Origin of the sequence: Kitasatospora sp. GAS1066B (genome assembly GCF_041262605.1) — a bacterium.
Classification (GTDB): domain Bacteria; phylum Actinomycetota; class Actinomycetes; order Streptomycetales; family Streptomycetaceae; genus Kitasatospora.
The window spans coordinates 80,795-106,910 of record NZ_JBGCCO010000008.1 but is presented as its reverse complement, the minus strand read 5'-3'; the positions used below and the strand labels follow the sequence as shown (position 1 = coordinate 106,910).

At 73.2% G+C, this 26,116-nt stretch carries 24 protein-coding genes and 1 pseudogene; 13 read left to right on the top strand and 12 right to left on the bottom strand.

Annotation, left to right across the window (positions count from 1 at the left end):
• The first annotated feature begins 349 nt into the window (after window positions 1-349).
• Complete coding sequence (locus ABH937_RS11150) at window positions 350-973, top strand: hypothetical protein (protein WP_280690746.1); 624 nt, start codon at window positions 350-352, stop codon at window positions 971-973.
• 57 nt (window positions 974-1,030) lie between these two features.
• On the opposite strand, the gene ABH937_RS11145 is transcribed toward ABH937_RS11150, so the two are convergent.
• The gene (locus ABH937_RS11145; RefSeq protein ID WP_280690745.1) at window positions 1,031-1,162 is read right to left on the bottom strand and encodes a hypothetical protein; all 132 of its coding nucleotides are present in this window, start codon (window positions 1,160-1,162) and stop codon (window positions 1,031-1,033) included.
• 58 nt (window positions 1,163-1,220) lie between these two features.
• Window positions 1,221-1,385: pseudogene (locus tag ABH937_RS11140) on the bottom strand (VOC family protein); the annotation flags it as partial.
• A gap of 550 nt (window positions 1,386-1,935) precedes the next feature.
• Here ABH937_RS11140 and ABH937_RS11135 point away from each other — a divergent pair.
• Genes ABH937_RS11135 through ABH937_RS11115 form a run of 5 tightly spaced genes read left to right on the top strand, consistent with a single transcriptional unit; the run spans window position 1,936 to window position 6,344 of the window.
• Window positions 1,936-3,495, top strand: a complete 1,560-nt coding sequence (locus ABH937_RS11135; protein WP_280690744.1) for an ATP-binding protein — start codon at window positions 1,936-1,938, stop codon at window positions 3,493-3,495.
• A 17-nt stretch (window positions 3,496-3,512) separates the two neighbouring features.
• A complete protein-coding gene (locus ABH937_RS11130; RefSeq protein WP_370146461.1) occupies window positions 3,513-3,899 on the top strand; it encodes a roadblock/LC7 domain-containing protein in 387 nt (128 codons plus the stop codon).
• Window positions 3,896-4,255, top strand: coding sequence for a DUF742 domain-containing protein (locus ABH937_RS11125; protein WP_280690742.1), 360 nt, complete (start codon window positions 3,896-3,898; stop codon window positions 4,253-4,255). Before ABH937_RS11130 ends, ABH937_RS11125 begins: the two co-directional genes overlap by 4 nt.
• Window positions 4,236-4,871, top strand: coding sequence for an ATP/GTP-binding protein (locus tag ABH937_RS11120; protein WP_280690741.1), 636 nt, complete (start codon window positions 4,236-4,238; stop codon window positions 4,869-4,871). The genes ABH937_RS11125 and ABH937_RS11120 overlap by 20 nt, the downstream gene beginning before the upstream one ends.
• 12 nt (window positions 4,872-4,883) lie before the next feature.
• Entirely contained in the window at window positions 4,884-6,344 is a 1,461-nt protein-coding gene (locus tag ABH937_RS11115) for a cytochrome P450 (protein WP_280690740.1), read from the top strand.
• Between the two features lie 6 nt (window positions 6,345-6,350).
• Here ABH937_RS11115 and ABH937_RS11110 read toward each other — a convergent pair whose 3' ends face one another.
• The 4 genes from ABH937_RS11110 to tdh all read right to left on the bottom strand — a co-directional run bounded on the left by ABH937_RS11110 (window position 6,351) and on the right by tdh (window position 10,515).
• Window positions 6,351-7,241: a Gfo/Idh/MocA family oxidoreductase gene (locus ABH937_RS11110; protein ID WP_280690870.1), complete on the bottom strand. Its 891-nt coding sequence runs from the start codon at window positions 7,239-7,241 to the stop codon at window positions 6,351-6,353.
• Between the two features lie 55 nt (window positions 7,242-7,296).
• Entirely contained in the window at window positions 7,297-8,208 is a 912-nt protein-coding gene (locus ABH937_RS11105) for a LysR family transcriptional regulator (protein ID WP_280690739.1), read from the bottom strand.
• Window positions 8,209-8,281: 73 nt separating this feature from the next.
• Window positions 8,282-9,475 carry a glycine C-acetyltransferase gene (locus ABH937_RS11100; RefSeq protein WP_280690738.1) on the bottom strand — a complete coding sequence of 398 codons (1,194 nt, stop codon included), beginning with the start codon at window positions 9,473-9,475 and terminating at the stop codon, window positions 8,282-8,284.
• 8 nt (window positions 9,476-9,483) lie between these two features.
• The gene (tdh, locus tag ABH937_RS11095) at window positions 9,484-10,515 is read right to left on the bottom strand and encodes an L-threonine 3-dehydrogenase (protein WP_370218077.1); all 1,032 of its coding nucleotides are present in this window, start codon (window positions 10,513-10,515) and stop codon (window positions 9,484-9,486) included.
• Window positions 10,516-10,749: 234 nt separating this feature from the next.
• Here tdh and ABH937_RS11090 point away from each other — a divergent pair, with 234 nt between their 5' ends.
• The gene (locus tag ABH937_RS11090; RefSeq protein WP_280690736.1) at window positions 10,750-11,403 is read left to right on the top strand and encodes a GNAT family N-acetyltransferase; all 654 of its coding nucleotides are present in this window, start codon (window positions 10,750-10,752) and stop codon (window positions 11,401-11,403) included.
• Window positions 11,404-11,436: 33 nt separating this feature from the next.
• Here the strand turns inward: ABH937_RS11090 and ABH937_RS11085 are convergent, their stop codons facing one another.
• Window positions 11,437-12,210: an enoyl-CoA hydratase/isomerase family protein gene (locus tag ABH937_RS11085; protein ID WP_280690735.1), complete on the bottom strand. Its 774-nt coding sequence runs from the start codon at window positions 12,208-12,210 to the stop codon at window positions 11,437-11,439.
• 294 nt (window positions 12,211-12,504) lie between these two features.
• On the opposite strand from ABH937_RS11085, the gene ABH937_RS11080 reads away from it, so the two are divergent.
• Window positions 12,505-13,662, top strand: coding sequence for an MFS transporter (locus ABH937_RS11080; protein ID WP_280690734.1), 1,158 nt, complete (start codon window positions 12,505-12,507; stop codon window positions 13,660-13,662).
• A gap of 478 nt (window positions 13,663-14,140) precedes the next feature.
• On the opposite strand, the gene ABH937_RS11075 is transcribed toward ABH937_RS11080, so the two are convergent.
• Window positions 14,141-15,322: an 8-amino-7-oxononanoate synthase gene (locus ABH937_RS11075; RefSeq protein WP_280690733.1), complete on the bottom strand. Its 1,182-nt coding sequence runs from the start codon at window positions 15,320-15,322 to the stop codon at window positions 14,141-14,143.
• A gap of 106 nt (window positions 15,323-15,428) precedes the next feature.
• Between ABH937_RS11075 and ABH937_RS11070 the strand changes: the two genes are divergently transcribed.
• Complete coding sequence (locus ABH937_RS11070; protein WP_280690869.1) at window positions 15,429-17,924, top strand: RNA helicase; 2,496 nt, start codon at window positions 15,429-15,431, stop codon at window positions 17,922-17,924.
• Between the two features lie 50 nt (window positions 17,925-17,974).
• Here ABH937_RS11070 and ABH937_RS11065 read toward each other — a convergent pair whose 3' ends face one another.
• Window positions 17,975-18,853, bottom strand: coding sequence for a hypothetical protein (locus tag ABH937_RS11065; RefSeq protein WP_370218076.1), 879 nt, complete (start codon window positions 18,851-18,853; stop codon window positions 17,975-17,977).
• A 262-nt stretch (window positions 18,854-19,115) separates the two neighbouring features.
• Here ABH937_RS11065 and bioB point away from each other — a divergent pair, with 262 nt between their 5' ends.
• From bioB to bioD, 3 genes are all read left to right on the top strand, one after another.
• Window positions 19,116-20,375, top strand: a complete 1,260-nt coding sequence (bioB, locus tag ABH937_RS11060; protein ID WP_370218075.1) for a biotin synthase BioB — start codon at window positions 19,116-19,118, stop codon at window positions 20,373-20,375.
• 8 nt (window positions 20,376-20,383) lie between these two features.
• Complete coding sequence (locus ABH937_RS11055; protein WP_370218074.1) at window positions 20,384-21,679, top strand: adenosylmethionine--8-amino-7-oxononanoate transaminase; 1,296 nt, start codon at window positions 20,384-20,386, stop codon at window positions 21,677-21,679.
• An 86-nt stretch (window positions 21,680-21,765) separates the two neighbouring features.
• Window positions 21,766-22,503 (top strand): dethiobiotin synthase, encoded by a 738-nt coding sequence (bioD, locus tag ABH937_RS11050; RefSeq protein ID WP_370218073.1) that lies wholly within the window; start codon window positions 21,766-21,768, stop codon window positions 22,501-22,503.
• Window positions 22,504-22,527: 24 nt separating this feature from the next.
• Here bioD and ABH937_RS11045 read toward each other — a convergent pair whose 3' ends face one another.
• Both ABH937_RS11045 and ABH937_RS11040 read right to left on the bottom strand, forming a co-directional pair.
• Window positions 22,528-22,953 (bottom strand): GNAT family N-acetyltransferase, encoded by a 426-nt coding sequence (locus tag ABH937_RS11045; protein WP_370218071.1) that lies wholly within the window; start codon window positions 22,951-22,953, stop codon window positions 22,528-22,530.
• 42 nt (window positions 22,954-22,995) lie between these two features.
• Window positions 22,996-23,736, bottom strand: coding sequence for a methyltransferase (locus tag ABH937_RS11040; RefSeq protein ID WP_370218070.1), 741 nt, complete (start codon window positions 23,734-23,736; stop codon window positions 22,996-22,998).
• 335 nt (window positions 23,737-24,071) lie between these two features.
• Here ABH937_RS11040 and ABH937_RS11035 point away from each other — a divergent pair, with 335 nt between their 5' ends.
• Window positions 24,072-25,229: an ROK family protein gene (locus ABH937_RS11035; RefSeq protein ID WP_280690726.1), complete on the top strand. Its 1,158-nt coding sequence runs from the start codon at window positions 24,072-24,074 to the stop codon at window positions 25,227-25,229.
• A gap of 96 nt (window positions 25,230-25,325) precedes the next feature.
• On the opposite strand, the gene ABH937_RS11030 is transcribed toward ABH937_RS11035, so the two are convergent.
• Window positions 25,326-26,084, bottom strand: a complete 759-nt coding sequence (locus tag ABH937_RS11030) for a GntR family transcriptional regulator (protein WP_280690725.1) — start codon at window positions 26,082-26,084, stop codon at window positions 25,326-25,328.
• Window positions 26,085-26,116 lie beyond the last annotated feature (32 nt).

Here is a 26,116-nt window from a genome sequence, read left to right as displayed (position 1 = left end):
GCAGCGGATGCGGTTCGGATGCCTCAGTTGTACCCCTACTGGGGGCATAGGGATATAACCCCATGCCCAGGGCAAAGGTTCGGCTTGGTTCGGCTTCGAAGAACCTGGGAGGTCGATGAGCGACACTCTCAGATTCGGCGGGGACAGAACGGCGGAAAACGGGAAATAGACGCCGCCTGGGCAAGCCATCGCCGACGGACCGGGGTCGACGGGTTACGGGAAGCTCCCAGGATGGCCCAGCTTTCCTAAACGACGGTGCTGTTGAGTCGAGGATGCCGCTGGCGCCCAGCCCCCGCTGCGCCAGCGGCGCCAAGCGCTCGTCCCGCACCGAACCAGGAGGCACCGGCCCTTGTCCCGGACCACCATCCGCACCGTCGGCGCCGCCGCCCTGCTGGCCGCCGGCCTGCTGCTCACCGGCTGCTCCTCGTCCTCCAACACGACCGCCTCCTCCTCGGCGAGCTCCGCCGCACCGTCGGCCAGCGCCTCGGGCAGCCGCTCGCAGGAGATGGCCGCATACACCGCCTGCCTGCAGCAGCACGGTGTCACGCTGCCCTCCGGCCGGCCGGGCGGGCGCCCGAGCGGACGGCCGAGCGGCAGCCCGGGCGGCGGCGGAGGCTACGGCGGCGGGTACGGCGGTGGCGGATTCGGCGGTGGCGCCTCGCCCGACCCGGCCCGGCAGGCCGCGATGCAGGCCTGCGCCTCGCTGCGCCCGCAGGGCGGGCAAGGCGGCAAGGGCGGCCTCAACAGCACCGCGATGCAGGCGTTCGCCAGCTGCCTGAAGGACCACGGCGTGACCCTGCCGACCAGCGGCGCCGGCAGCGGCCTGCGCGGCCTCAACACCGCCGACCCGACCACGGCGGCCGCTTACAAGACCTGCGCGCCGCTGCTCCCGGCCCGCCCCTCCGGCGCTCCGTCCGGGGCGCCCACGGACGGCAGCTCGGCCGCGCCGTCCGCCTCGCCGTCGGCGTCCTGAGGTCGGCCGATCATCGTGACCGATCGATCCGCCTGACCGGATCCACCTGACTGACCGTCACTCGCCCGCCAGCGCCGCCACCAAGGCCGCTCGGCGGGCGAGGACGTCTGCGCGTCGGCGGCCCATCTCGCGCAGCGCGGACGAGGATTCGGAAGGCTCCTCGCTCTTCCACCACGAGTTGGAGGACACGGCTACCGGCTCTGGCATGACGAAGGCCGGCCCGGGCGGCTGCCCGGGCCGGCCTTCGTCATGCCTGGTTACCGCCGTCGCGGGTGATGACCTCCGTACCGTCGCCGGCCGGGTCAAGGAAGTGGACGCCGCGCCCGCCGTGGTGATGGTTGATCTCGCCCGGCTGCTTCAGGTGCGGGTCGGCGTAGTAGGTGACGCCCGCCGGCCGGATCCGTGCACGGGCACCTCCCTGCCTCCCCATGCCTCTCCATGCCTCGCCACGCCTCCCCATGCCTCTCCATGCCTCGCCATGCCGGCGACCGGCCGGTGACCGGCACGCGATGCCGTGCCAGGCAGGCTGGTTCGCCGTGCCCGGGCCGCTCAAGTCTCCCCCGGAACACGGTGTCCCGGCTTCGGCTCGGCACAGACGGGCGGCACACCGACCCGCACGATCAGCGACGCCCGTACCACGGTTCCTCCGATGCACATGGCATATTCCCAGGGAATCCCCTCTCTTGAGCGAACTGGGCCCGGGCGCCGGTACGACAAGCCCAGGACGGGGCAGCCTGGTGCCTGCACCCACCCCCGGCCGGCGGAGCTAGAGCCCCGTCCGGACGCCTTCCGCCGGTGTGCGAGATGCGTGACATATCCGGTAGAAAGGCACTAAGTCAGCCATAGGGCAGTGTTGTTGATGGCTTGTCAGAAAAGCTGTCCTCATCCGCAACCCAGCCCCCGTGCCGCCGAGGCCGGCCCTCGCCCGCCCTTCCCTACTCCTTCGATCGTTGAGGATGCTGATGCTTCGTGCTGGATCGTCACCTGGAGGCCGGCGCTCCGCTCCCGTTCTCGTGTGGTTCCTGCCAACGGTCGTGACGGCGGCCGTCGCTGTCGTCGCCGCATCGGTGACCTCCGCCGGCGCCCGCGCGGGAGTCGTCTGGTGCGGGCTGGTGGGCACCGCGGCGGTGGCCGTGGTGGCCGCCGAGGCCGCGCGCCGGGGGCGTGCGCTGGCGAACCTGCGCGAGCGGTACACCCGGCAGGAGAGCGAGCTGCGCCGTCGACTGGCCCGGCAGGAGGTCGAAACGGTCCACCTGGCCAAGGTCACGCTGCCCGAGGCGGTCGCCCGGCTCAAGCGCGGCGAGTTCATCGAGGACGTACTGAAGACGTACGAGTCCCACGACCCCGTCGTCGGCCTGGAGTTCCAGGCCGCCCGACAGGCCGTGCTGCGTACCGTCCTGGAGGCCGTGGACGCCGAGGAGGGCATGCACGAGTCCGCCCAGCGGGCCTTCGTGAACATCGCCCGCCGGGTGCAGGCGATCGTCCACCGGCAGGCCCAGGACCTGCGCGAGATGGAGGACCGGCACGGCAACGACCCGGCCGTCTTCGACGACCTGCTGCGGCTGGACCACGGCAACGCGCTGATCGGCCGCCTCGCGGACAGCATCGCCGTCCTCGGCGGCGCCCGCCCTGGTCGGCAGTGGAGCAGGTCGGTGCCGCTGTACAGCGTGCTGCGCGGTGGCATCTCGCGAATCCTGGACTACCGGCGGGTGGAACTGCACCCGGTGTCCGAGGTCGCCGTGGTCGGACCCGCCGTCGAGCCGCTCATCCACGCGCTCGCGGAACTGCTGGACAACGCCACCCGCTACTCCCCGCCGCAGACCAACGTGCACCTGACCGCGGTGGAGGTGCAGACCGGTATCGCGATCGAGATCGAGGACGGTGGTCTGAGCCTGAGCGAGGAGGGCCGCGCCCGCGCCGAACGGATGCTCAGGGAGGCCCAGGCCGGCATCGACCTCAACGACCTCGGCGAGTCCCCCCGGCTCGGCCTGGCCGTGGTCGGCCGGCTCGCGCAGGCGTACGGCTTCCAGGTCTCGCTGCGCCCCTCCGCCTACGGCGGCGTGCGTGCCGTGCTGATCGTGCCGCAGGAGCTCATCACCACGGCGCCCGCCATCGGCCGGGCCCACGGCATCGGCGTCACCGGCAGCCCCCTGCCGGCGACGGCCCCTGCTCCCCGGTCGGCGGGCGGAGCGCGACCGTGGGGGTCGAGGACGGTAGCCGCTTCCGCCGCGGGGTCGTCCTTCGGGTCCTCCCGGGGGGCCGTCGCGGCGGCGAGCCCGGCGGACAGCGAGCTGCCCATCGTGACGGAGCGGACCTCGAACGGCCTGCCGCAGCGCCGCCGTCACGCCGCACCCTCCCGGATGAGCGCTCCCGCGGCCGCCAAGGTCCCCGAGTCGGCCGAGGTGCCGGTACAGCCGGGTATGTGGCTGGCCGCGTTCCACGAAGGGGTGAACGGCCACGCGCCGTCCACCGGTGCGGCCGACTACACCAGTGAAGAGTCGGCAGGGAAAGGTGAGCAGTGATTAAGCAGCAGGCCAACATGGACTGGATGCTCAAGGAGCTGGCGGACGACGTCCCGCACATCCGCAACGTCGTCGTGCTCTCCGCCGACGGCCTGCGGATGGCCCAGCACGGCACCGAGACCGACACCGCCGACCGCCTCGCCGCCGCCTGCGCCGGCCTGCAGAGCCTGGCTGCCGCGGTGGGGCACGAGTTCCCGCACGGCGACGGCCGGATGCGGCTGGTCGTGATCGAAATGGGCGGCGGCTTCTTCTACTTGATGGCGGCCGGCGCCCGGGCCTTCCTCGCGGTGCTCGCCGACGAGGGAGTCGACGCCGGCCTGATGGGCCAGCGGATGCGGGACCTGGTCGCCCGGATCGGCGAACACCTCAGCACGTCTCCGCGCAACAGCGAGCAGGTCGCATGAGTGCAGCCGACCAGGGCTGGGGCGCAGACAATCCCGAACGGCTCTACGTGATCACGCGCGGCCGCAGCGGTCTGACCGAGCAGACCACGTTCGACCTGGTCACCCTGGTCGTCTCCCGCTCGGAGCCGACACCCACGATGCAGCCGGAGCACGCGGCGATCCTGCGGATCTGCGGCTCGCCGCTGTCCGTGGCCGAGGTCTCCGCCTACCTGCGGCTGCCGGTGAGCGCGGTCACCGTGCTGTTGGCGGACCTCCTGACCGAGGAACGGATCGAGGCCCGGGCCTGCGTCCCACGAGCGGTCCTGCCCGACATTGCCCTGTTGGAGGCGGTGATGCATGGACTTCAGAAGCTCTGAGGTGGTGGGGCCGCAGGGCGCGGACCTGCTCCCGGCCTCGGCCACCATGGCGGTCAAGGTGGTGATCGTGGGCGGCTTCGGCGTCGGCAAGACGACGCTGGTCGGCTCCGTGAGCGAGATCCGCCCGCTGACCACCGAGGAGACGATGACGCAGGCCGGAGCGAGCGTCGACGACACCGCCGGGGTCGAACGCAAGACCTCCACCACGGTCGCGATGGACTTCGGCCGGATCAGCATCAGCGACGAACTGGTGCTGTACGTGTTCGGCACTCCCGGGCAGGAGCGGTTCTGGTTCCTCTGGAACGGCCTGTTCGAGGGAGCCCTCGGTGCGGTCGTGCTGGTCGACACCCGCCGGCTCGAAGTCAGCTTCGACGTGATCGGGCGGCTGGAGGACCGCGGCGTGCCCTTCGTCGTCGCTGCCAACACCTTCCCCGAGTCGCCGACCCACCCGACCGAGGAACTGCGGGCCGCCCTGGACCTGCCCCCCGAGGTGCCGATCGTCGCGTGCGACGCCCGGAGCCGCGAATCCGGCCGGGACGTCCTGATGGCCTTGATGCGCTACCTGTACGACCTCTCGGCACCGCCGCCACCGACCACGATGCCCGCCTCCCGCTGACCCGGAGATACCGTGACGACCCCGTTCCATGACGACGCCTCCCTCACTCCGCCTCCCGGCTGCCCGGCCCACGGGCTCGGCGCCCACGGCCTCCGGCGGCTCTACGGGCCTGAGGCCGAAGCCGACCCGGCGGGCCTGTACGAGAAACTGCGCGCCGAGCACGGCGAGGTGGCGCCCGTGCTGCTGCACGGCGACCTCCCGGCCTGGCTGATCCTCGGCCACTCCGCGAACCTCACCGCCATGCGTACGCCCTCCCGGTTCTCCCGGGACTCCCGCCGCTGGACGGCGTTCCAGCAGGGCCTGGTCACCCCGGACTCGCCGCTGATGCCGGTGATCGCCTGGCAGCCGCTGTGCGTGTTCGCGGACGGCGAGGAGCAGAAGCGCCTGCGCGGAGCGGTCACCGAGAGCCTGGACCGCTTCGACCGGCGCGGGATCCGCCGCTACGTCACCCGCTTCACCGACCAGCTGATCCAGGACTTCGGACCCAGCGGCCAGGCCGAGCTGGTGGCCCAGTTCGCCGAGCACCTGCCGATGCTCGTGATGACCCAGGTGGTCGGGATGCCCGAGGAGTACGGGCCCCGACTGGTCGACGCCGCCCGGGACTTGATGAAGGGCACCGAGACGGCCGTCGCGAGCAACGACTACGTCGTGGCGACGCTGCGCCGGATGATGGAGCGCAAGCGCGTGGCGCCGGGCGCAGATCTCGTGTCCTGGCTGATGCAGCACAACGCCGGGCTCACCGACGACGAGGTGCTGGAGCACCTGCGGGTGGTGCTGCTCGCCGCGAACGAGACGACCGTCAACCTGATCGCGGACACCCTGAAGCTCGTCCTCACCGACCGGCGGTTCCGCGCCCACCTGTCCGGCGGCCACATGACCCTGCCCGACGCCCTGGACCAGGTGCTCTGGGACTCCCCGCCGATGTCGCTGGTCGCGGGCCGCTGGGCCACCGGCGACACCGAACTCGGCGGACAGCAGATCAAGGCGGGCGACATGCTCCTGCTCGGCCTCGCGGCCGGCAACGTCGACCCGGCCGTCCGTCCCGACCTGTCGGAGCCGCTCTACGGCAACCGCTCCCACCTGGCGTTCGGCAGCGGCCCGCACGAGTGCCCCGGCCAGGACATCGGCCGGGCCATCGTGGAGACCGGCATCGACATCCTGCTGACCCGCCTGCCGGACCTCCAACTCGCTATTCCCGAGGCCGAGTTGACCTGGACCTCGGCCTGGATCTCGCGGCACCTGGTCGAGCTGCCGGTGCGCTTCACGCCGCGGCGGAAGTCCGAGGAGGAGGCGCCGGTCGCCGAAGGTACCGCGCCCACCACACCGCCGGCGACGCCGCCCGCGATGCCCGCCACCCCGCAGCCCGATCCGACGGTGCCGACCGCGCCCGCTGCCGGCCCGGCCGCCACCGCCACCATCCCCCGGCAGCGACGCAGTTGGTGGGACGTCCTGATCGGGAGGTTCCGGCGCTGACAGGCCCTAGTCCCCCACCCGCTCCACGATCAGCTCGCACAACTCATGCGTGCGCAGCGCGTCCTGGGCGTCCAGCCGGCGCCCGGCGCGGACCGCGTCCAGGAAGGTGTGCACGATCTGCTCGATGCCGCGCTGGCGGGCCACCGGGACCCAGTCGCCGCGGCGGCGCACGGTGGGCTGGCCACGGTGGTCGATCACCTCGGCCAGGTTGACCACCGTGCGCTTGGCGTCGGCGCCCGCCACCTCCAGCACCTCCTCGGACGAGCCGCTCACCCGGTTCATCACGCCCAGCGCGGTGAAGCCGTCGCCCGCGAGGGTCAGCACCAGGTGCTCGAGCAGGCCGTCCCGGCTGCGTGAACGGACGTCGACGTGCTCGATCTCGCCGGGGACCAGGAAGCGCAGGGTGTCCACCACGTGGATGAAGTCGTCGAGCACCAGGGTGCGGGCCGCCTCGGGCAGCCCCTCGCGGTTCTTCTGCAGGATGATCAGATCGCGCGGGCGCTCCTTGGCCTGCACATAGGCGGGCGCGTAGCGGCGGTTGAAGCCGACCAGCAGCGAGCGGCCCAGCCGGTCGGCGAGTTCGGTGAGGCGGCGGGCCCCGTCCAGCCGGTAGTCGAGCGGCTTGTCCACGTAGACGTCGATGCCCGCCGTCAGCAGCCGCTCGGCGATCGCGACGTGCTGGTCGGTGGCGGCGTGCACGAACGCGGCACGTGGGCCGTCGGCGATCAGCGCGTCCAGGTCGGTGTAGCGGGCCGGGATCCGGTAGGCGTCGCCGATCCGGTCGAGCTTGGCCCGGTCCCGGGTCATCAGCCGCAGGTCCAGGCCGGGTTCGGCGGCGAGCACCGGCAGGTAGGCCTTCTGGGCAATGTCGCCCAGGCCGATCACCGCGACGGGCAGGGTGGTCAACGGTCGCTCCTGTGGGTAGCTGGGGGTTGGTAGCGGTGGCCGAAGGTCAGCCCAGCTCCGCCGCCGCCTTCTCCAAGGCGCCGAGCACGGGGCGGATCAGCGGGTGCCGCTCCGCGCCGCCGCGCACGGCGGCGAAGACCTTGCGGGTGGCCAGGTCGCTGTCCACCGCGCGGACCGCGACCCGCGAAAGGTCGACGCCGAGCAGCGCCGAGCGCGGGACCAGCGCCACACCGGCCCCGGCCGAGGCGAGCGCGACCACCGCGCTGAAGTTGTCGGAGGAGTGCACCAGGCGCGGCGTGAACCCGGCGTGCTCGCAGGCGAGCAGCACCACGTCGTGGCAGGGGTTGCCGGGGTAGGGGCCGATCCACGGCTCGGCGGCCAGGTCGGCCATCGCCACCGGGCCGGGCCGCCCGGCCAGCCGGTGGTCCAGTGGCAGCACCGCCTCGAAGGGCTCGGCGTAGAGCGGGAATCGGGCCAGCCGCTGGGCGTCGGCCCGCGGTGCGCCGCGGTACTCGACCGCGACCGCGAGGTCGGCCTGCCCGTCGAGCACCATCGGCAGGCTGGCGTCGCCCTCGGCGTCCAGCACCTTGAGCCGCACGCCCGGCGCGCTCTCGGCGAGCGAGCCGATCGCCGGGGCCAGCACCAGCGCGATGCCGGTGGCGAAGGAGGCCACGGTGACCTGGCCGTGCGCGCCGGTCGCGTACGCCGCGAGGTCCGCCTCGGCGCGTTCGAGCTGGGCCAGCACGGCATCGGCGTGGCCGAGCAGGATCTCGCCGGCCGCGGTCAGGCGCACCCCGCGCCCGTCCCTGGCGAGCAGCGCGTGACCGGTCTCCTGTTCGAGGGCGGCCAGCTGCTGGGAGACCGCCGAGGGGGTCAGGTAGAGCGCGGCGGCCGCGGCGGTCACCGTTCGGTGGTCCGCCACGGCACGCAGGGTCCGCAGGCGTCTGGCGTCGATCACGCCTCAATTCTGCCAGCGTTGATCAGCGATTCCTCCCGCCTGCCGGGCGGGGCCCGATGAACAACGCGCCCGGTCAGCTCTCCAGGGCCGCCCGGGCGTCGATGAACGCCGCGACGGCGCGCTCGACGTCCTCGGTGGAGTGGGCCGCCGAGAGCTGCACCCGGATCCGGGCCTGGCCGTGCGGGACGACCGGGAAGGAGAACCCGATCACGTACACCCCGCGCTCCAGCAGCAGCTCGGCGAGCTTGCCGGCCTTGGCAGCGTCGCCGATCATCACCGGGGCGATCGCGTGGTCGCCGGGCAGGATCTCGAAGCCCGCCTCGGTCATCTTCGAGCGGAACAGCGCGGTGTTGGCGCGCAGCCGCTCGCGCAGCTCGTGCGAGGTCTCCAGCAGGTCGAGCACGGTCAGCGAGGCGGCCGCGATCACCGGGGCGAGCGAGTTGGAGAACAGGTACGGACGCGAGCGCTGGCGCAGCAGCGCGACGATCTCGCGGCGGGCCGCGACGTAGCCACCGGAGGCGCCGCCGAGCGCCTTGCCCAGGGTGCCGGTGATGATGTCGACCCGGTCCATCACGCCGTGCAGCTCGGGGGTGCCGCGGCCGCCGGGGCCGACGAAGCCGACCGCGTGCGAGTCGTCGACCATCACCATCGCGTCGTAGCGGTCGGCCAGGTCGCAGATCTCGCGCAGCGGGGCGACGTAGCCGTCCATCGAGAAGACGCCATCGGTGACGATCAGGCGGCGACGGGCGTCCTGGGTCTCCTTCAGGCACTGCTCCAGCTCGGCCAGGTCGCGGTTGGCGTACCGCTTGCGGGTGGCCTTGCAGAGCCGGATGCCGTCGATGATGCTCGCGTGGTTGAGCGCGTCGGAGATGACGGCGTCGCGCTCGTCCAGCAGGGTCTCGAAGACGCCGCCGTTGGCGTCGAAGCAGGAGGAGTAGAGGATCGTGTCCTCCTGGCCGAGGAAGCTCGACAGCCGCGCCTCCAGCTCCTTGTGCACGTCCTGGGTGCCGCAGATGAAGCGGACCGAGGCCATGCCGTAGCCCCAGCGGTCCAGCGCGTCCTTGGCGGCGGCGACCACGGCGGGGTGGTCGGCCAGGCCCAGGTAGTTGTTGGCGCAGAAGTTCAGCACCTCGCCGGCCCGGCCGCCGCCGGTGACCGTGACGGCGGCGCTCTGCGGGCTGCCGATCACCCGCTCCGGCTTGAACAGGCCGGCGTCGCGGATCTCGTCCAGGGTGGCGGCGACGTCTTCGCGTACGGAGTCGAACACAGGGGCTCCTAGAGAGAGGTCCAGTCGAGAATGATCTTGCCGCAGCGGCCGCTCGCCGCTTCGTCGAACGCGGCCTCGAAGTCCTGCGCGGCGTACCGCCCGGTGATCACCGGGGTCAGGTCGAGCCCGCCCTCCAGCAGCACCGACATCGCGTACCAGGTCTCGAACATCTCGCGGCCGTAGATGCCCTTGATGGTGATCATCGAGGTGACCACCTTCGCCCAGTCGATCGAGAAGTCCTCGGCGGGCAGGCCGAGCATGGCGATCTTGCCACCGTGCGTCAGGTTGTCGATCATCGAGCGCAGCGCCTCGGGGCGGCCCGACATCTCCAGTCCGACGTCGAAGCCCTCGCGCAGGCCGAGCTTCTGCTGGCCCTCCTCGATGGTGTGCTGCGAGACGTCCAGGGCCAGCGAGACGCCGATCTTACGGGCCAGGTCCAGGCGGTACGGGCTGACGTCAGTGATCATCACGTGCCGGGCGCCGGCGTGCTTGGCGACGGCCGCCGCCATGATGCCGATCGGGCCCGCGCCGGTGACCAGCACGTCCTCGCCGACCAGCGGGAAGGAGAGCGCGGTGTGCACGGCGTTGCCGAACGGGTCGAAGATCGCCGCCACGTCGAGGTCGACCGGCACCCGGTGCACCCAGACGTTGGAGGCGGGCAGCGCGACGTACTCGGCGAACGCGCCGTCCCGGTTGACGCCCAGGCCGATCGTGTTGCGGCACAGGTGGCGGCGCCCGGCCAGGCAGTTGCGGCACTTGCCGCAGACCAGGTGGCCCTCGCCGCTGACCAGGTCGCCCACGTTGATGTCGGCGACCGCCGGACCGAGCGCGACGACCTCGCCGACGAACTCGTGGCCGATGGTCATCGGGGTGCGGATGGTCTGCTGCGCCCAGCCGTCCCACTTGCGGATGTGCAGGTCGGTGCCGCAGATGCCGGTGCGCAGCACCTTGATCAGCACGTCGGCGGGGCCGATCTCCGGCTCCGGGACATCGGTCAGCCACAGTCCGGGCTCGGCCTGCTTCTTGACGAGTGCCTTCACGACTGCGGCTCCTGACGGTGTAACGAGAGGGGGGCCCGGCTACGGCGCCATTCCGCGCCGGGCACGAGCAATGTGCCTGGTGGGAGGGGGCGTGGTCCATCGAGGAATTCTTAACGGCGGCGACAGCTGGGCTTCACGATCGTGCCCGAGCTGCGCCGGGGCCGCCCGGCACCATGCCGGTCCTCACCCGTTAGGGGGAGCTGCCGACCGGCGGAGATCGTTAGGCTTCCTCGTATGACGAGCATTCAGCAGTGCACGCTGGCCGACCTTCTGGACGATGCGGCGCGGGGTGTCTTCCCGCCCTCGGACGGCGGGTTGACCGTGGTGCCGCAGCCGGCTGCGCGCACCGCCGGGGTGCTCTCGTTCAGCGCGCACGCGGTGGTCTTCACCGACGAGGAGCCGGGGTGGGTGCGCGCGGAGCTGGCGAAGGTGACCACCGACCCCCTGGCGGCCCCGCTCAGCCCCGCCTTCCTGACCGCCTTCGCGACCCGCACCGGGCGGGTGATCGGCAACGTCGACCTGGTCACGGTGGCCGATCGCCTGCAGGGCGAGCCGCCGCTGCCGCTGGTGGAGATCGAGGACCGCGAGCACCCCCGGGTGGTGCGGGCGCTGCGCTTCCGCGACGGCGTGCGGGTCTGGACGGTGCCCGGCGGGGTGCTGGTGCTCGGGCGCGGGGTGGCCGGGCGCTGGGAGGCGGCGATCGAGGTGGACGCCGCCGCACGCGGGCGCGGCCTGGGGCGGGCGCTGGGGGTCAGCGCCCGCCACCTGGTGCCCGCGGGCGACGTGGTCTGGGCCCAGCAGGCGCCGGGCAACGCGACCAGCGTGCGGGCCTTCCAGGCGGCGGGCTACCGGCCGGTGGGCGCCGAACTGCTGCTCAGCCTCGGCTGAGCAGCGGCCGGGCAGCGGCTCGGCGGGTCGGTCTCAGTTGAACTTGGCCTTGCCCGGGCCGTCCTCGACGAAGCTGCGCATGCCGATCTCGCGGTCCTCGGTGGCGAACAGGCCGGCGAAGAGCGAGCGTTCCAGGGCCAGGCCGGTGTCGAGGTCGCTCTCCAGGCCGCGGTCCACCGCCTCCTTGGCCGCGCGCAGCGCCCAGGCCGGTCCGGCGGCGAGCTTGCCGGCCCAGTCGAGTGCGGTCTGGTAGACCTCCTCGGCCGGGACCACCTGGTCGGCCAGGCCGATCCGCAGCGCCTCCTCGGCGCGGACCTGACGGCCCGTGAAGATCAGCTCCTTCGCCTTCGACGGGCCGACCAGCCGGGCCAGCCGCTGGGTGCCGCCGGCGCCGGGGATCAGGCCGAGCAGGATCTCCGGCTGGCCGAGCTTGGCGTTCTCGGCCACGATCCGGATGTCGGCGCAGAGCGCCAACTCGCAGCCGCCGCCCAGCGCGTAGCCGGTCACGGCGGCCACCACCGGCTTGGGGATCCGCGCCACGGCGGTGAACGCCTCCTGCAGCGCGCCACCGCGGGCCACCATGTCGGTGTACGACATGCGCTGCATCTCCTTGATGTCCGCGCCGGCCGCGAAGACCTTCTCGCCGCCCCAGATCACCACCGCACGCACGTCGCCGCGCTCGGTGGCCTCCTGGGCGACCTCGCGCAACTGGTCCTGCATGGCGATGTCCAGCGCGTTCATCGGCGGGCGGGCCAGCCGGATGGTGCCGACGGCGTCCGCGACGTCCAGGGTGACGAACCGGGTCATGGGAGGTCCTCCAGGTCCAGGGGTGTTAACGCCAGGGTGGTTAACGACCGTAAACCCTGACACTAGCTGGCCCCGTACCGCTATGGTTCAGGGTGTGTTCCTCCTCTTGGCATAGACCCCGCCCGCGACCGCATCGGTGACGTCCTCCCGGTGCGGTCCTTCGGCGTCCCCTTGGCCTCGCAACTGTCCTGAGGAACTCTCATGTCTTCGTCCGTGTCCACATCCACGTCTACATCCACGCCTTCGCCCACGCCTTCGCCCACGTCTTCGTCCCGCTACCGGGCGCTGCTGCGCGTGCCCGGCGTCGCGTCCGTGTTCGCCGCCGCCCTGGTCGGGCGGCTCTCCTACGGCACCGTCTCGCTCGCGCTGGTGCTCACCGTCCAGCACCGCACCGGCTCCTACGCCGCGGTGGGCGAGGTGCTCGCCCTGTTCGGCCTGACCTGCGCCGCGCTGGCGCCGGTGCGCGCCGGGCTGATCGACCGGCACGGCGCGCGGCGGGTGCTGCCGGTGCTGGCTCTGCTCTACGGCGCGACCCTGCTCGCGCTCGCGGTGGTGCCCGGCCGGCCCGCGCTGCTCACGCTGGCGACCGCGGCCGGCGCCCTCGCTCCCCCGCTCGGGCCGGTGCTGCGCGCCCGTTGGAGCGAACTGCTGGACGGCCAGGGGCTGTTGGAGCGCGCCTACAGCCTGGACGTGGTGGCGGAGGAACTGCTCTACGTCGGCGGCCCGTTGCTGGTGGGGCTGCTCGGCGGCCCTGCGGGGCTGCTGCTCAGCGCGGCGCTGGTGGTCACCGGAACGCTGTGCCTGGCGAAGCTCGCGCCGGCACCCGTACCTGCGGGAGCCCGACCGGCGGGCGGGATGGGGCGGGTACGCGGGATCGGGCGGCCGGTCGCCGTGGCCGCCGCGCTCGGCGCCGCACTGGGTGGCCTCAGCCTGCTGCTGGTGGTCGCGGTCGGTGCGCGGGGGCAGGCCGGCGTCCTCGCCTGGCTGGAGGCGGCCCTGGCCACGGGCAGCGCGATCGGCGGCCTGGCCCACGGGGCGGTCCGCTGGCGCCGCCCGGTGGCGGCGCGGCTGGCGGTGATGGCGGCCGGCCTCGCCGGCGTTCTCGCACTGACCGGCTGCGCGCTGTGGGCGGGCGGGCTCGGCGCGCTGGCCGTGGGCGTCGCACTGACCGGACTCTTCGTCAGCCCGACCCTGGCCACGGCCTACGTGCTGGCCGACCAACGGTCGGCACCGGAGCACCGGACCAGGGCGGGGAGCTGGGTGAACACCGCGTTCAACGCCGGCTCCACGCTGGGCCTGGCGGCCACCGGACCACTGGCGGACCGACTGCCGGCCGCCCTCTGCTTCGGCTGCGTGGCCGCACCGCTGGCGGTGGTCGCTCTGTCCTCGGGCGGCCTGCGTCGGTTCGCCGCTGCGGTCGTGGTCAAGGTGCGGGCTGCCAGGTCGATCTGATCAACCGTCAGACGTGCCGCACGCCGGCCGCGCTTGCCCCAGACGGCCTGCGCCAGCGCGCCGGTGCGGCCGCGATCAGGTGCGGACCACCGGGCCCGCACGCCGGCCGACCCGGGGACGGTCAGGTCCGCACGCCGGCCCACCCGGGGACGGCCAGGCCCGCACGCCGGCCCACCCGGGGACCACCAGGTCCGCACGCCGTCCCGCCCGGGGGCGGCCAGGTCCGCACGCCGTCCCGCCCGGGGACCACCGGGCCCGCACGCCGTCCCGCCCGGGGACGGTCAGGACCGCACGCCAGCCCGCCCGGGGACCACCAGGTCCGCGCGCCGTCCCGCCCGGGGACCACCAAGTCCGCCCGCCCGCCCGGGGACGGCCAGGTCCGCACGCCGGCCCCGGGCGGCCCGTGCAAGTTCACCGCCGCCGTCGCGGCCAACGACCGGTCTGCCGGCTCCGCGCGCCGCCCCCGGGCGGCCCCGCGTCAGTTCGCCGCCGCCGTCGCGACCAAAGTGCGGACTGCCAGGTCGATCTGAGCATCCGTCAGGTCCGCCCGGGCGGTCAGCCGCAGGCGCGAGAACCCGTCCGGCACGGACGGCGGGCGGAAGCAGCCCACCGCGAGGCCCGCGGTGCGGCAGGCGGTGGCCCAGGCGAGGGCCTGCTCGGGGCCCGGGGCGCGGACCGAGACCACGGCGGCGTCCGGGGTGCTGGCCAGCAGGCCGGCGGCGGTGAGGCGGGCGGCCAGGGTGTGGGCGACCTCGCGGGCGCGCTCGGCGCGGTGCGGCTCGGCGCGCAGCAGGCGCAGCGCGCCGAGCGCCGCACCGACGGCGGCCGGGGCCAGCCCGGTGTCGAAGATGAAGGTGCGGGCCGTCTCGATCAGGTGCCTGATCACCCGGCGCGGCCCGAGCACCACGCCGCCCTGCGAGCCCAGCGACTTGGAGAGCGTCGCGGTGGCGACCACGTCCGGCTCCCCCGCGAGCCCGGCGGCCGCCAGCGCGCCGCGACCGCCCGGGCCGAGCACGCCGAGCCCGTGCGCGTCGTCCACCAGCAGCGCCGCGCCGTACGCGCGGGCGGCGGCGGCCAGCGCGGGCAGCGGGGCCGCGTTGCCGTCCACCGAGAAGACGCTGTCGCTGACCACCAGAGCGCGCGGCTGGACCCGGTCGTCGAGCACCGCGGCGACCGCGGCCGGGTCGGCGTGCGGGGCCCGGTGCACGGCGGCCCGGGAGAGCCGGCAACCGTCGATCAGCGAGGCGTGGTTGTAGGCGTCGGAGACGATCAGCGTGTCCGGGTCGGTCAGCGCCGTGAGTGCGGCCAGGTTGGCGGCGTAGCCGGAGGAGAAGACCAGCGCGGCCTCCACGCCGTAGAAGTCGGCCAGCTCGACTTCCAGCTCGGTGTGCAGCTCGGTGGTGCCGGTGACCAGCCGGGACCCGGTGGATCCGCCGCCCCAACGCAGCGCCGCCTCGGCGGCGGCCCGGGTCACCTCGGGGTGATGGGTGAGGCCCAGGTAGTCGTTGCTCGCCAGATCGAGCACCGGGTCCTGGTCGGGGCGGCTGCGCAGGGTGCGGGTGAGCCCGGCGCGGGCGCGCAGCTCGGCGGCCTCGTCGAGCCAGTCGAAGACGGCGGCGGGCGCGGCCGGGCGGGTGGCCGCGACGGGTTGCTGGATCATGGGCGGCAGCCTGGCACGGGCTGCCCGGACCGGGCAACGTGCCCCCGCGCACACGGGGGACCTCGCAGGTGAACGGTAGGGTGGGCCGGTGACCCTCCTTGACCTGATGCCCAAGCCCGCCGACGCCGACGCGCTGTACACCACCTTCGCCGCGTGGGCCGAGGAGCGGGGCATCACGCTCTACCCCGCCCAGGAGGAGGCGCTGATCGAGCTGTTCACCGGCGCCAACGTGATCCTGGCGACCCCCACCGGATCGGGCAAGTCGCTGGTGGCGGCGGGTGCGCACTTCGCGGCGCTGGCCGAGGGCAAGCGGACCTTCTACACCGCTCCGATCAAGGCCCTGGTCTCGGAGAAGTTCTTCGACCTGTGCAAGATCTTCGGTACCGAACAGGTCGGCATGATGACCGGCGACGCGAGCGTCAACCCGACCGCGCCGATCATCTGCTGCACCGCCGAGGTGCTGGCGAACATCGCACTGCGGGACGGTGCCAGGGCCGACATCGGCCAGGTGGTGATGGACGAGTTCCACTTCTACGCCGAGCCGGACCGCGGCTGGGCCTGGCAGATCCCGATCCTGGAGCTGCCGCAGGCGCAGTTCCTGCTGATGTCGGCCACCCTGGGCGACGTCCGCCGCTTCGAGGCGGACCTGACCCGGCGCACCGGCAAGCCGACCACGGTGGTGCGCTCCACCACCCGTCCGGTGCCGCTCTTCTACGAGTACAAGCGCACCACCCTGCACGACACCCTGGAAGAGCTGCTGACGACCGGTCAGGCCCCGGTCTACGTCGTGCACTTCACCCAGAAGGAGGCGGTGGAGCGAGCCCAGTCGCTGATGAGCATCAACATGTGCTCGAAGGCGGAGAAGGACGCCATCGCCGCGCTGATCGGCAACTTCCGCTTCACCACCAAGTTCGGCCGCAACCTCTCCCGGTTCGTCCGGCACGGGATCGGCGTGCACCACGCGGGCATGCTGCCCAAGTACCGCCGGCTGGTCGAGCGGCTGGCGCAGGCCGGTCTGCTGAAGGTGATCTGCGGTACCGACACGCTGGGCGTCGGCGTCAACGTGCCGATCCGCACGGTGCTGTTCACCGCGCTCTCCAAGTACGACGGGGTCAAGGTCCGGGTGCTGCGGGCCCGGGAGTTCCACCAGATCGCCGGGCGCGCGGGCCGGGCCGGCTTCGACACGGTGGGCCAGGTGATCGCCCAGGCGCCCGACCACGTGGTGGAGAACGACAAGGCGCTGGCCAAGGCGGGCGACGACCCGAAGAAGAAGCGCAAGGTGGTGCGCAAGAAGGCGCCGGAAGGTTTCGTCGGCTGGACCGAGGAGACCTTCGAGCGGCTGATCGCGGCCGAACCGGAGCCGCTGGTCTCCCGGTTCAAGGTCAGCCACGCGATGCTGCTCGCGGTGATCGGCCGCCCGGGCAACGCCTTCGAGGCGATGCGGCACCTGCTCACCGACAACCACGAGGAGCGCGGTGCCCAGCGCCGGCACATCCGCTCGGCGATCGCCATCTACCGCTCGCTGCTGGCCGGCGGCGTGGTGGAGCGGCTGGCGGAGCCGGACGCCGAGGGCCGGATCGTGCGGCTGACCGTGGACCTCCAGGAGAACTTCGCGCTCAACCAGCCACTCTCCACCTTCGCCCTGGCCGCCTTCGAGCTGCTCGACCCGGAGTCGCCGAGCTACGCCATGGACATGGTCTCGGTGGTCGAGGCGACCCTGGACGACCCGCGCCAGATCCTGGCCGCGCAGCAGAACAAGGCGCGCGGCGAGGCGATCGGCGAGATGAAGCGGGACGGGATCGAGTACGAGGAGCGGATGGAGCGCCTGCAGGAGGTGACCTATCCGAAGCCGCTGGAAGAGCTGCTGAACCACGCCTACGAGGTCTACCGCCAGGCCCACCCGTGGATCGGCGACTACCAGTTGGCGCCCAAGTCCGTGGTGCGCGACCTGTTCGAGCGTGCGATGACCTTCGTGGACTACGTCGGCCACTACGATCTGGCCCGCACCGAGGGCATCGTGCTGCGCTACCTGGCCGGCGCCTACAAGGCCTTGGAGCAGACCGTCCCCGAGGACAGCAAGACCGAGTCGCTCAAGGACGTGATCGCCTGGCTGGGCGAGCTGGTCCGCCAGGTCGACTCCAGCCTGCTGGACGAGTGGGAGCAGCTCGCCAACCCGACCGAAGAGGCCGAGGAGGAGCGCGAGTTGGAGGGCAAGCCGCTGCCGGTTACGGCCAACGAGCGGGCCTTCCGGGTCCTGGTGCGCAACGAGATGTTCCGCCGGGTGGAGCTGTCCGCACTCGAACACTACGACGCGCTGGGCGAGTTGGACGGCGAGTACGGCTGGGACGCGGACCGCTGGGCGGACGCGCTGGACGCCTACTACGAGGAGCACGACGACCTGGGCACCGGTCCGGACGCGCGCGGTCCCAAGATGCTGCTGATCGAGGAGGACGAGGCGGACGGCATCTGGCGGGTGCGGCAGATCTTCGACGACCCGGCGGACGACCACGACTGGGGCATCAGCGCCGAGGTCGACCTGCACGGCTCGGACGCCGAGGGCCGGGCCGTGCTGCGGGTCACGGCGGTGGACCGGCTGGGCTGAGCCGAGCTGACGATGCGTCAGCTCCCGACACCCTTCCTGACCGGTCGACCTCAGGACCAGACAAAAGCGATCCCGACCGTGTAGGAGGCAGCGCGGGTCGCCGCGTCCAGGTCCTGCAAGTCCTGCGGGGTGGTCGGGCTGTGCCCGTCGGCGAAACGGGAACTGGTCACGGTGACGTAGTGCCGAACCGCCTCGACCCGCGGCGGCGGCTCGGCCTTCGCGCCGGCAGCGCCCGGCGAGGTGGAGGGCGAGGACGAGGGCGAGGCGGCGGTGGACGAGGTGGCGGTGGACGACGGTGCGCCGGCGCCCGCCAGGCTGCCGTCCGTCTGCACGAACCGAACCAGGTCGTGCTGGCCCCGCATCGAGTTCGCCACGGCGCCGGCGATCCCGTCGGCGCCGAACCTCAGCACCGTCACGCTGGTCTCCACCTTGCCGTCCTGACGGGTGAAGTCGAGCGCGAGGTAGCCCTGGCAGACCGCGCCGTGCAGCAGGGCCTGTCCGGTGTTCTGCAGCGTCTCGGCGCAGTCCCCGCCCTGCCGGGCGCCGGCGTACCAGCCCTTGTAGGTGTCCAGGTCGATCAGCTTGGTCGGCGGGAAGAGCCTCTTGACGTCGAAGGCGGAGGGGTTGTCCGAGGAGGTCGGCGGCGGAGTGCCGACCACCGACGGGTACTTCGTGCCCTGGCTGGTCGGACCGAGGCCCGGCAGCCAGTCGCCGGGATGCGGACGGGAGACCAGCCAGCCGCCGGCACCGAGCACCACCACCGCCACGGAGCCGACCAGCACCCGGCGAGCGCCGAACCGCGAACCCGGCCGGCCCGGTCCGGGTATCCCGTCGGACTCCCCGGACTCCCCGGACTCCTCGGACTCCTCGGGCGCTTCAGCGTCGGCGGAATCGGTGGGTATCGAGTGGTGGTCCCCCGTGGCGGTCATAGCTCCAGATTCTAAGCAGCGCGGCGACCCCTCCGAACAGCCGGGATACGTCGAACGGTCTGTCAGAGAAGCGCCGTGGGCGGTGAACCGGCCGACGGAGCGATCGCACCCGAACCGCCGCCGCGGGCGGATCGCCACGGGGAACGCGTCGCAGGCGAACGACCCCGCCGGACGGCACTGTGACAACTCGCACACCCGCGCGGAGATCTTCTGGTCGATTCGGTATGGCGCGGTTCAAGGTCATCCAGGCAGGATCAGCTTCATGGATCTGCTCGACACCCTCATCGTCAAAGGCGTGAACCGCATCCTCCCCACCCGGGAGGAGGCCCTCGCCGTGCTGGCCACCAGCGACGACGACCTGCTCGACGTGGTGGCGGCCGCCGGACGGGTGCGCCGGCAGTGGTTCGGCCGCCGGGTCAAGCTCAACTACCTGGTCAACCTGAAGAGCGGCCTGTGCCCCGAGGACTGCTCCTACTGCTCGCAGCGGCTCGGTGCCGACACCGGCATCCTCAAGTACACCTGGCTGAAGCCGGACCAGGCCGCCGAGGCGGCCACCGCCGGCGTCAACGGCGGCGCCAAGCGGGTCTGCCTGGTGGCCAGCGGGCGCGGTCCGACGGACCGTGACATCGACCGGGTCACCAGCACCGTGGCGGCGATCAAGGAGCACGAGCCGGCCGTCGAGATCTGCGCCTGCCTGGGCCTGCTCTCCGACAACCAGGCCGAGCGGCTGCGCGCGGCGGGCGTCGACGCCTACAACCACAACCTCAACACCTCCGAGAACACCTACGGCGACATCACCACCACCCACACCTACGCGGACCGGGTGGACACCGTGCAGAAGGCGCACGGCGCGGGCCTGTCGGCCTGCTCCGGGCTGATCGCGGGCATGGGTGAGAGCGACGAGGACCTGGTGGACGTGGTCTACGCGCTGCGCGAGCTGGGCTCGGACTCGGTGCCGGTGAACTTCCTGATCCCGTTCGAGGGCACCCCGCTGGCCAAGGAGTGGAACCTCACGCCGCAGCGCTGCCTGCGGATCCTGGCGATGGTCCGGTTCGTGAACCCGGACGTCGAGGTGCGGATCGCCGGCGGGCGCGAGGTGCACCTGCGCAGCCTGCAGCCGCTGGGTCTGCACATCGCCAACTCGATCTTCCTGGGCGACTACCTGACCAGCGAGGGGCAGGCCGGCCAGGCCGACCTGGACATGATCAAGGACGCGGGCTTCGAGGTGGAGGGCCAGGGCGAGCCGACGCTGCCCCGGCACCGGGCCGACGTGGCACAGCAGGCGGCGCCGACCGGCGGTTGTGGCAGCCACGGCGGCGGCGCGGCGACGGGTTGCGGCAGCCACGCGGCGGGCGGCGGCTGCGGGCCGTGCGGCGGGCACCAGGCCCCGGCTGCCGAGGCCGCCGAGGTCGGTGCCGCTGCCGGTGCCGAGCAGGCGCCTGCCGCCGAGAACGAGCTGCGCTCGGACCTGGTGCGGGTGCGCCTGCGCGGCGCCGGCACCGAGCTCGCCCCGAACGCCTGAGGCTTGTGATGACGGACACTCCGACCCTGCTCGCACTCGACCGGGCGCACGTGTGGCACCCGTACGGGCCGATGCCCGGCACCGCACAGCCCTACCTGGTCGAGTCGGCCGCCGGGGTGCGCCTGCGGCTGGCCGAACCCGCGGGCGGGCACCGCGAGCTGATCGACGGCATGTCCTCCTGGTGGGCGGCCGTGCACGGCTACAACCACCCGGTGCTCAACGAGGCGATCCAGCAGCAGCTGGGGCGGATGAGCCATGTGATGTTCGGCGGGCTCACCCATGAGCCCGCCGTCCGGCTGGCCGCCACCCTGGTGGACATCACCCCCGAGCCGCTGCGGCACGTCTTCCTCAGCGACTCCGGGTCGGTCGCGGTCGAGGTCGCGATGAAGATGTGCCTGCAGTACTGGCAGTCGATCGGGCGGCCGGCCAAGCAGCGCCTGCTCACCTGGCGCGGCGGCTACCACGGTGACACCTTCCACCCGATGTCGGTCTGCGACCCCGAGGGCGGGATGCACCAGCTGTGGGGCGGGGTGCTGCCCCGGCAACTCTTCGCCGGCGAGCCGCCGGCCGGGTTCGACGAGCAGGTGGATCCCCAGTACGCGGCGGAGCTGGCCGAGCTGATCGAGCGTCATGCCGACGAGCTGGCCGCCGTGATCGTGGAGCCGGTGGTGCAGGGCGCGGGCGGCATGCGCTTCCACTCCCCCGGCTACCTGCGGCTGCTGCGCGAACTCTGCGACCGGCACGGGGTGCTGCTCGTCTTCGACGAGATCGCCACCGGCTTCGGGCGCAGCGGCGCGCTCTTCGCCGCCGACCACGCGGGCGTCTCCCCCGATGTGATGTGCCTGGGCAAGGCGCTGACCGGCGGCTACCTGAGCATGGCCGCCACCTTGTGCACCAGCGAGGTGGCCGACGGGATCAGCCGGGGCGAGGTCCCGGTGCTGGCGCACGGGCCGACCTTCATGGGCAACCCGCTGGCCTCGGCCGTCGCCAACGCCTCGATCGAGCTGCTGCTCGGCCAGGACTGGCAGGGCGAGGTCAAGCGGATCGAGACCGGGCTGCTGGACAGCCTGGCCGGCGCCGCCGAGCTCCCGGGTGTCGCGGACGTGCGGGTGCTGGGCGCGATCGGGGTGGTGCAGCTGGACCACCCGGTGAACATGGCGGCCGCCACCGAGGCAGCGGCCCGCGAGGGCGTGTGGCTGCGGCCGTTCCGGGATCTGATCTACACCATGCCGCCGTACGTCACCGGCGGGGAGGACCTCGCCCGGATCGGCGCGGCGGTGCGGGCGGCGGCCCTCGCGGGGTGAACGCCCTGCCGGATGAACGCGCTGCCGGATGAACACCGTGCTGGATGAACACCGTGCGGGATGGACGAGTTGAGCGGAGTAGTGGGATGAGTCGGGTGCTGTTCGTCACGGGCACCAACACCGAGGTCGGCAAGACCGCGGTGACGGCGGCGGTGGCCGCACTCGCGCTGCGCGCCGGGCTGCGCACGGCGGTCCTGAAGCCCGGCCAGACGGGCGTGGCGCCGGGCGAGCCGGGGGACGCGGCGGAGGTGGCCCGGTTGGTCGGCGCGGGCGCCCGGCTGACCACCCGGGAGCTGGTCCGCTACCCGGAGCCGCTCTCCCCGGAGCGGGCCGCGCTGCGGGCCGGGATGCCGTTCGTGACGGTCCCTCAGTTCGCGCTGGCAGTCGAGGAGTTGCGGGAATCCCACGACCTGGTGCTGGTCGAGGGCGCGGGCGGGTTGCTGGTCCGCTACGACGCCGACGGGCTGACCCTGGCCGACCTGGCGCAGGCCGTCGACGGCGCCGAACTGCTGCTGGTCGCCCACCCCGGGCTGGGCACGCTCAGCATCACCACGCTCACCGCCGAGGCGCTGCTGGCCCGCAAGCTGCCCTGCGCGGGCGTGGTGATCGGCAGTTGGCCGAGCGAGCCGGACCTGGCCACCCGCTGCAACCTGGCCGACCTGCCGGTGGCCGCCGGCGCCCCGCTGCTGGGCGCACTGCCGGCGGGCGCGCCGGACGCTGCGGACTTCACCGCCCTGGCCGCCGCCTCGCTGGCCCCGGAACTCGGCGGGCGCTGGGACGCGGCCACGTTCACCGACGCGTTCGCGGTGCCGTTCGCGGGGTAGTCGCCCAGCGTCACCGGCCGTCGCCTACGCCTCCAGCGGCTTGACCCAGCGGCGCCACTGCTCCTCGCGGTGGTAGCCGGCGGCGCGCCAGGCATGCTGGCCCAGTTCGTTGTCGACCAGCACCATCGCGTCGGCGCGACGACCACCGAGCGCGGCGAAGCGCCGCTCGGCGGCGGCCAGCAGCGCGGCGCCGATGCCCTGGCGGCGCTGGTCCGGGTCGACGGCGAGGCGGTAGAGGCTGGCGCGCCAGCCGTCCCACCCCGCGATCACGGTGCCGGCCAGCGCGCCGTCCCGCTCGGCGACGATCAGCGCCTCGGGGTCGCGCTCGATCAGCCGGGCCACGCCGGCCGGGTCGTCGGTGATGCTGGTGCCCTCGGCCGCACGGGCCCAGAAGGCGAGCAGGTCGGGAATCTCGGCGGCGCCGGCGGGGCGGATGATCAGATCGGTCATCCACTCGTCCTACCAGTCGCCGACGGTCGGCTTCAGCGCATTTCAGCTGCCGGACAGCCGCCACACCGTGGTGCGCTTGACCGCGCGGTCCTCCAGGTCGGCCAGCACCGGCACGTCGTACTCGGCGAGCGCCGTGAACCGCTCGCGCGGCAGATAGGCCCGCCCCGGGTCGCCGACCAGCACCAGCGCGCCACGGGCGTGCGCGCGCTCCAGGAACGGCAGGAAGCGGGCGGCCATCGCGCGTTCGTAGAAGACGTCGCCGGCCAGCACCACCTCGGCCGGCCCGCCGTCGCCGTCCAGCAGATCCGCGCACTCGGCCGTGATCCGCACCTCGTTGGCCGCCGCGTTGACCGCGATCGCCGCCACCGCGTAGACGTCGATCTCGGCGGCCCGCACCGAGCCCGCACCGCGCAGCGCCGCCGCCACCCCGACCAGTCCCGAGCCCGCCGCCAGGTCCAGCACGGCCCGCCCGGCGACCAGTTCGGGATGATCCAGGACATACCGGGCGACCCCGAGGCCGCCCGCCCAGGCGAAGGCCCAGAACGGCGGCGGCAGACCGATCTCACCGCGCTCCGCCTCGGTCCGCTCCCACAGCTCGATCGCCTCGTCCGCCAGGTGCAGGCTGATCTCCGGGACGAACGGCACCGGCGCCAGCCGGGTCTGCGCCCGCACGAACGCCGCGCGGGCTTCAGTCCCCCCGCGCGCCGGTTGCCCGCTCTCCGGTTGCCCGCGCTCCAGTTGCCCGCTCTCCAGTTGGCTGTGGGGTGTGACGAGATCGGACATGGTGCACTCCTGTGCTCGCGCCGGAGTGCAGACCCTAGTGCACTGCGGCCGCCCACCCTGACCGCTCGTCAACCGGACGCATCCCGGAGCAGGCCCGTTCCGCCCGTTCCGCCACGCTGCCGAGCGGTAGGTCAACTTTCGATCTCGAACCGGTCATGAGCTGCGCATTTGCTCGCGAGCGCGATGCCTCGCGGGTACGATCCGGCTGACGCCCTCCGGCGTGCGGCACACTGCGGTGGCGCCGCCGGACGGCCCGTGCGCTGGGGCGACCGGACGTCTTCGCGCACTCGTCACCGCGCGCCAGTGCAGTCGCGCGAACGCGGAAAGGCAGCGTCTTGGCGGATCGGCTCACCGGAGGGGACTCCTCCCTGCTGCGTCGGATCAACGCCGCGGTCACCCTGCGCTCGCTGCGCGACGGGCAGGCCGTCACCCTGACCCAACTGGTCGGCGAGACCGGGCTGTCCCGGCCCACCGTCGAAGGCGTGATCGAGGGCCTGGTCGAATCCGGGCTGGTCGCCGAGGTGGAGCAGGCCCAGGACAACGGACGTCAGCGCGGCCGGCCCGCCCGCTGGTTCCGGTTCCGTGCCGAGGCCGGGCACACGCTGGGCATCGAGATCGGGGTGCACGCGATCCGGGTGGTGCTCGCCGACCTGACCGGACGCCAGCTGGAGAGCCACGCCCGGCCGGTCGACGAGACGCTGGACGCCGAGGAGCGGCTGGGCGCCGTCCGCACCGCCGTCGCCGAGGTGCTGCGCAAGGCCGGCGTCTCCCGGGACAGCCTGTGGGCGGTGGGCGTCGGCAGCCCCGGCATCGTGGACCGGGACGGCTCGGTGCGCCTGGGCACCGCGATGCCCGGCTGGACCGGCCTGGACCTGGGCGCCCGGCTGCGCCGCTCGTTCCGCTGTCCCGTGCTGATCGAGAACGACGCCAACCTGGCCGCCATCGCCGAGCACTGGCAGGGTGTGGCGGTCGGCATGGGCGACGTGGTCTTCGTGCTGGCCGGCCTGAGCCCCGGGGCCGGCTCGCTGATCAACGGCCGGCTGCACCGCGGCTTCGGCGGCGCGGCCGGTGAGATCGGCGCGCTGCACCTGCTCGGCCAGGAGGCGACCCCCGAACGCCTGCTCTCCACCACCGGCAAGCCGCTGGACCCGCTGGACGAGGCGGCCGTCGCCCGGGTGCTCACCCTGGCCCGGGAGGGCGACGAGGTGGCCCGGGTCGCGATGGACCGCTTCCTGCGTCGCCTGGTCCACGACGTGGCGGCGCTGGTGCTGGCGATCGACCCGCAGCTGGTGGTGATCGGCGGCTGGGCGGCCGGGCTGGACGACGTCCTGGAACCGCTGCGCGAGCAACTCGCGCTCTACTGCCTGCGCGCGCCCGAGGTGGCGCTCTCCACGCTGGGCGAGGACGTGGTGGCGCTGGGGGCGCTGCGGGTGGCGCTGGACCAGGTCGAAGAGCAGTTGTTCGCGGTGGACCAGCCGGGCGGCCGGGGGTAGCGGGCCAGGCATCGAGCCAGCGAGACCCAGCACCGAGGCCCGGCGCCGCTGCTGCGGTGCCGGGCCTCGGTGATGTCTGTGGTGCGCGCGGCGACGCTACGACGCCGTACGGACCGGCGCCGCCGGCAGGACCTCCACCAGGCCGGTCTCACCGAAGGTCAGCCGGCAGGTGTCGGCCCGGTAGGTGGAGACCGCGAGCGCCGCCAGCCGGCCGCCCGAGGCGTACTGGGTGGTGACCACCAGCACCGGAGTACCCGGCGGGCGCAGCAGCAGCGCGGCCTCCTCGGCCTCGGCCACGCCGAGCTCGACGGCCCGCGACTCGCCGTCCATGGTCAGCCGCTCCAGCCGGCGCAGCACCGCCCGGCCCTGATCCTCGGCCGAGGCCGCCGCGCCGGACAGCCGGATCTCGGGGACCTGCTCCAGCGCGCTGTCCGGCACGTGCAGCCGCTCGGTGGCGACCGTCTGCCCCTGCTCGACCCGCACCCGGCGCACCGTGTGCACCAGCGCGCCGGCCGGGATGCCGAGCGCCTGGGCGAGCTTGTCGGCAGCCGGCGCGCTCGCGCAGTCGACGGCCTGCCAGGCCTCGCCCTCCTCGCGCCGGCTGACCGGCACGCCGACCCGCGGCGCGGCGACCAGGGTGCCGATGCCACGGCGGCGGACCAGCCGCCCCTCCAGCTCCAGCTGGTCCAGGGCCTGGCGCAGCGTGGCCCGGGCGACCCCGAATCGAGCGGACAGCTCACGCTCGTTGGGGATCACCGCACCGGTGGCGAACTCCGAGTCGATGGCGCGCAGCAGCACCGTGCGCAGGTGCCAGTACTTCGGCTCCGGTACCGCCGCGAGCTGAGCTGTCCCCACCGTGTCCTCCACCCTGTCCGACCGTCGACCGC

Coding starts and splice junctions, on each gene's coding strand:
- ABH937_RS11135 (WP_280690744.1), top strand. CDS start 1,936: ATGCTTCGTGCTGGATCGTCACCTGGAGGCCGGCGCTCCGCTCCCGTT.
- ABH937_RS11130 (WP_370146461.1), top strand. CDS start 3,513: ATGGACTGGATGCTCAAGGAGCTGGCGGACGACGTCCCGCACATCCGC.
- ABH937_RS11125 (WP_280690742.1), top strand. CDS start 3,896: ATGAGTGCAGCCGACCAGGGCTGGGGCGCAGACAATCCCGAACGGCTC.
- ABH937_RS11120 (WP_280690741.1), top strand. CDS start 4,236: ATGGACTTCAGAAGCTCTGAGGTGGTGGGGCCGCAGGGCGCGGACCTG.
- ABH937_RS11090 (WP_280690736.1), top strand. CDS start 10,750: ATGACGAGCATTCAGCAGTGCACGCTGGCCGACCTTCTGGACGATGCG.
- ABH937_RS11085 (WP_280690735.1), bottom strand. CDS start 12,210: ATGACCCGGTTCGTCACCCTGGACGTCGCGGACGCCGTCGGCACCATC.
- ABH937_RS11075 (WP_280690733.1), bottom strand. CDS start 15,322: ATGATCCAGCAACCCGTCGCGGCCACCCGCCCGGCCGCGCCCGCCGCC.
- ABH937_RS11070 (WP_280690869.1), top strand. CDS start 15,429: ATGCCCAAGCCCGCCGACGCCGACGCGCTGTACACCACCTTCGCCGCG.
- ABH937_RS11065 (WP_370218076.1), bottom strand. CDS start 18,853: ATGACCGCCACGGGGGACCACCACTCGATACCCACCGATTCCGCCGAC.
- bioB (WP_370218075.1), top strand. CDS start 19,116: ATGGATCTGCTCGACACCCTCATCGTCAAAGGCGTGAACCGCATCCTC.
- ABH937_RS11055 (WP_370218074.1), top strand. CDS start 20,384: ATGACGGACACTCCGACCCTGCTCGCACTCGACCGGGCGCACGTGTGG.
- bioD (WP_370218073.1), top strand. CDS start 21,766: ATGAGTCGGGTGCTGTTCGTCACGGGCACCAACACCGAGGTCGGCAAG.
- ABH937_RS11045 (WP_370218071.1), bottom strand. CDS start 22,953: ATGACCGATCTGATCATCCGCCCCGCCGGCGCCGCCGAGATTCCCGAC.
- ABH937_RS11040 (WP_370218070.1), bottom strand. CDS start 23,736: ATGTCCGATCTCGTCACACCCCACAGCCAACTGGAGAGCGGGCAACTG.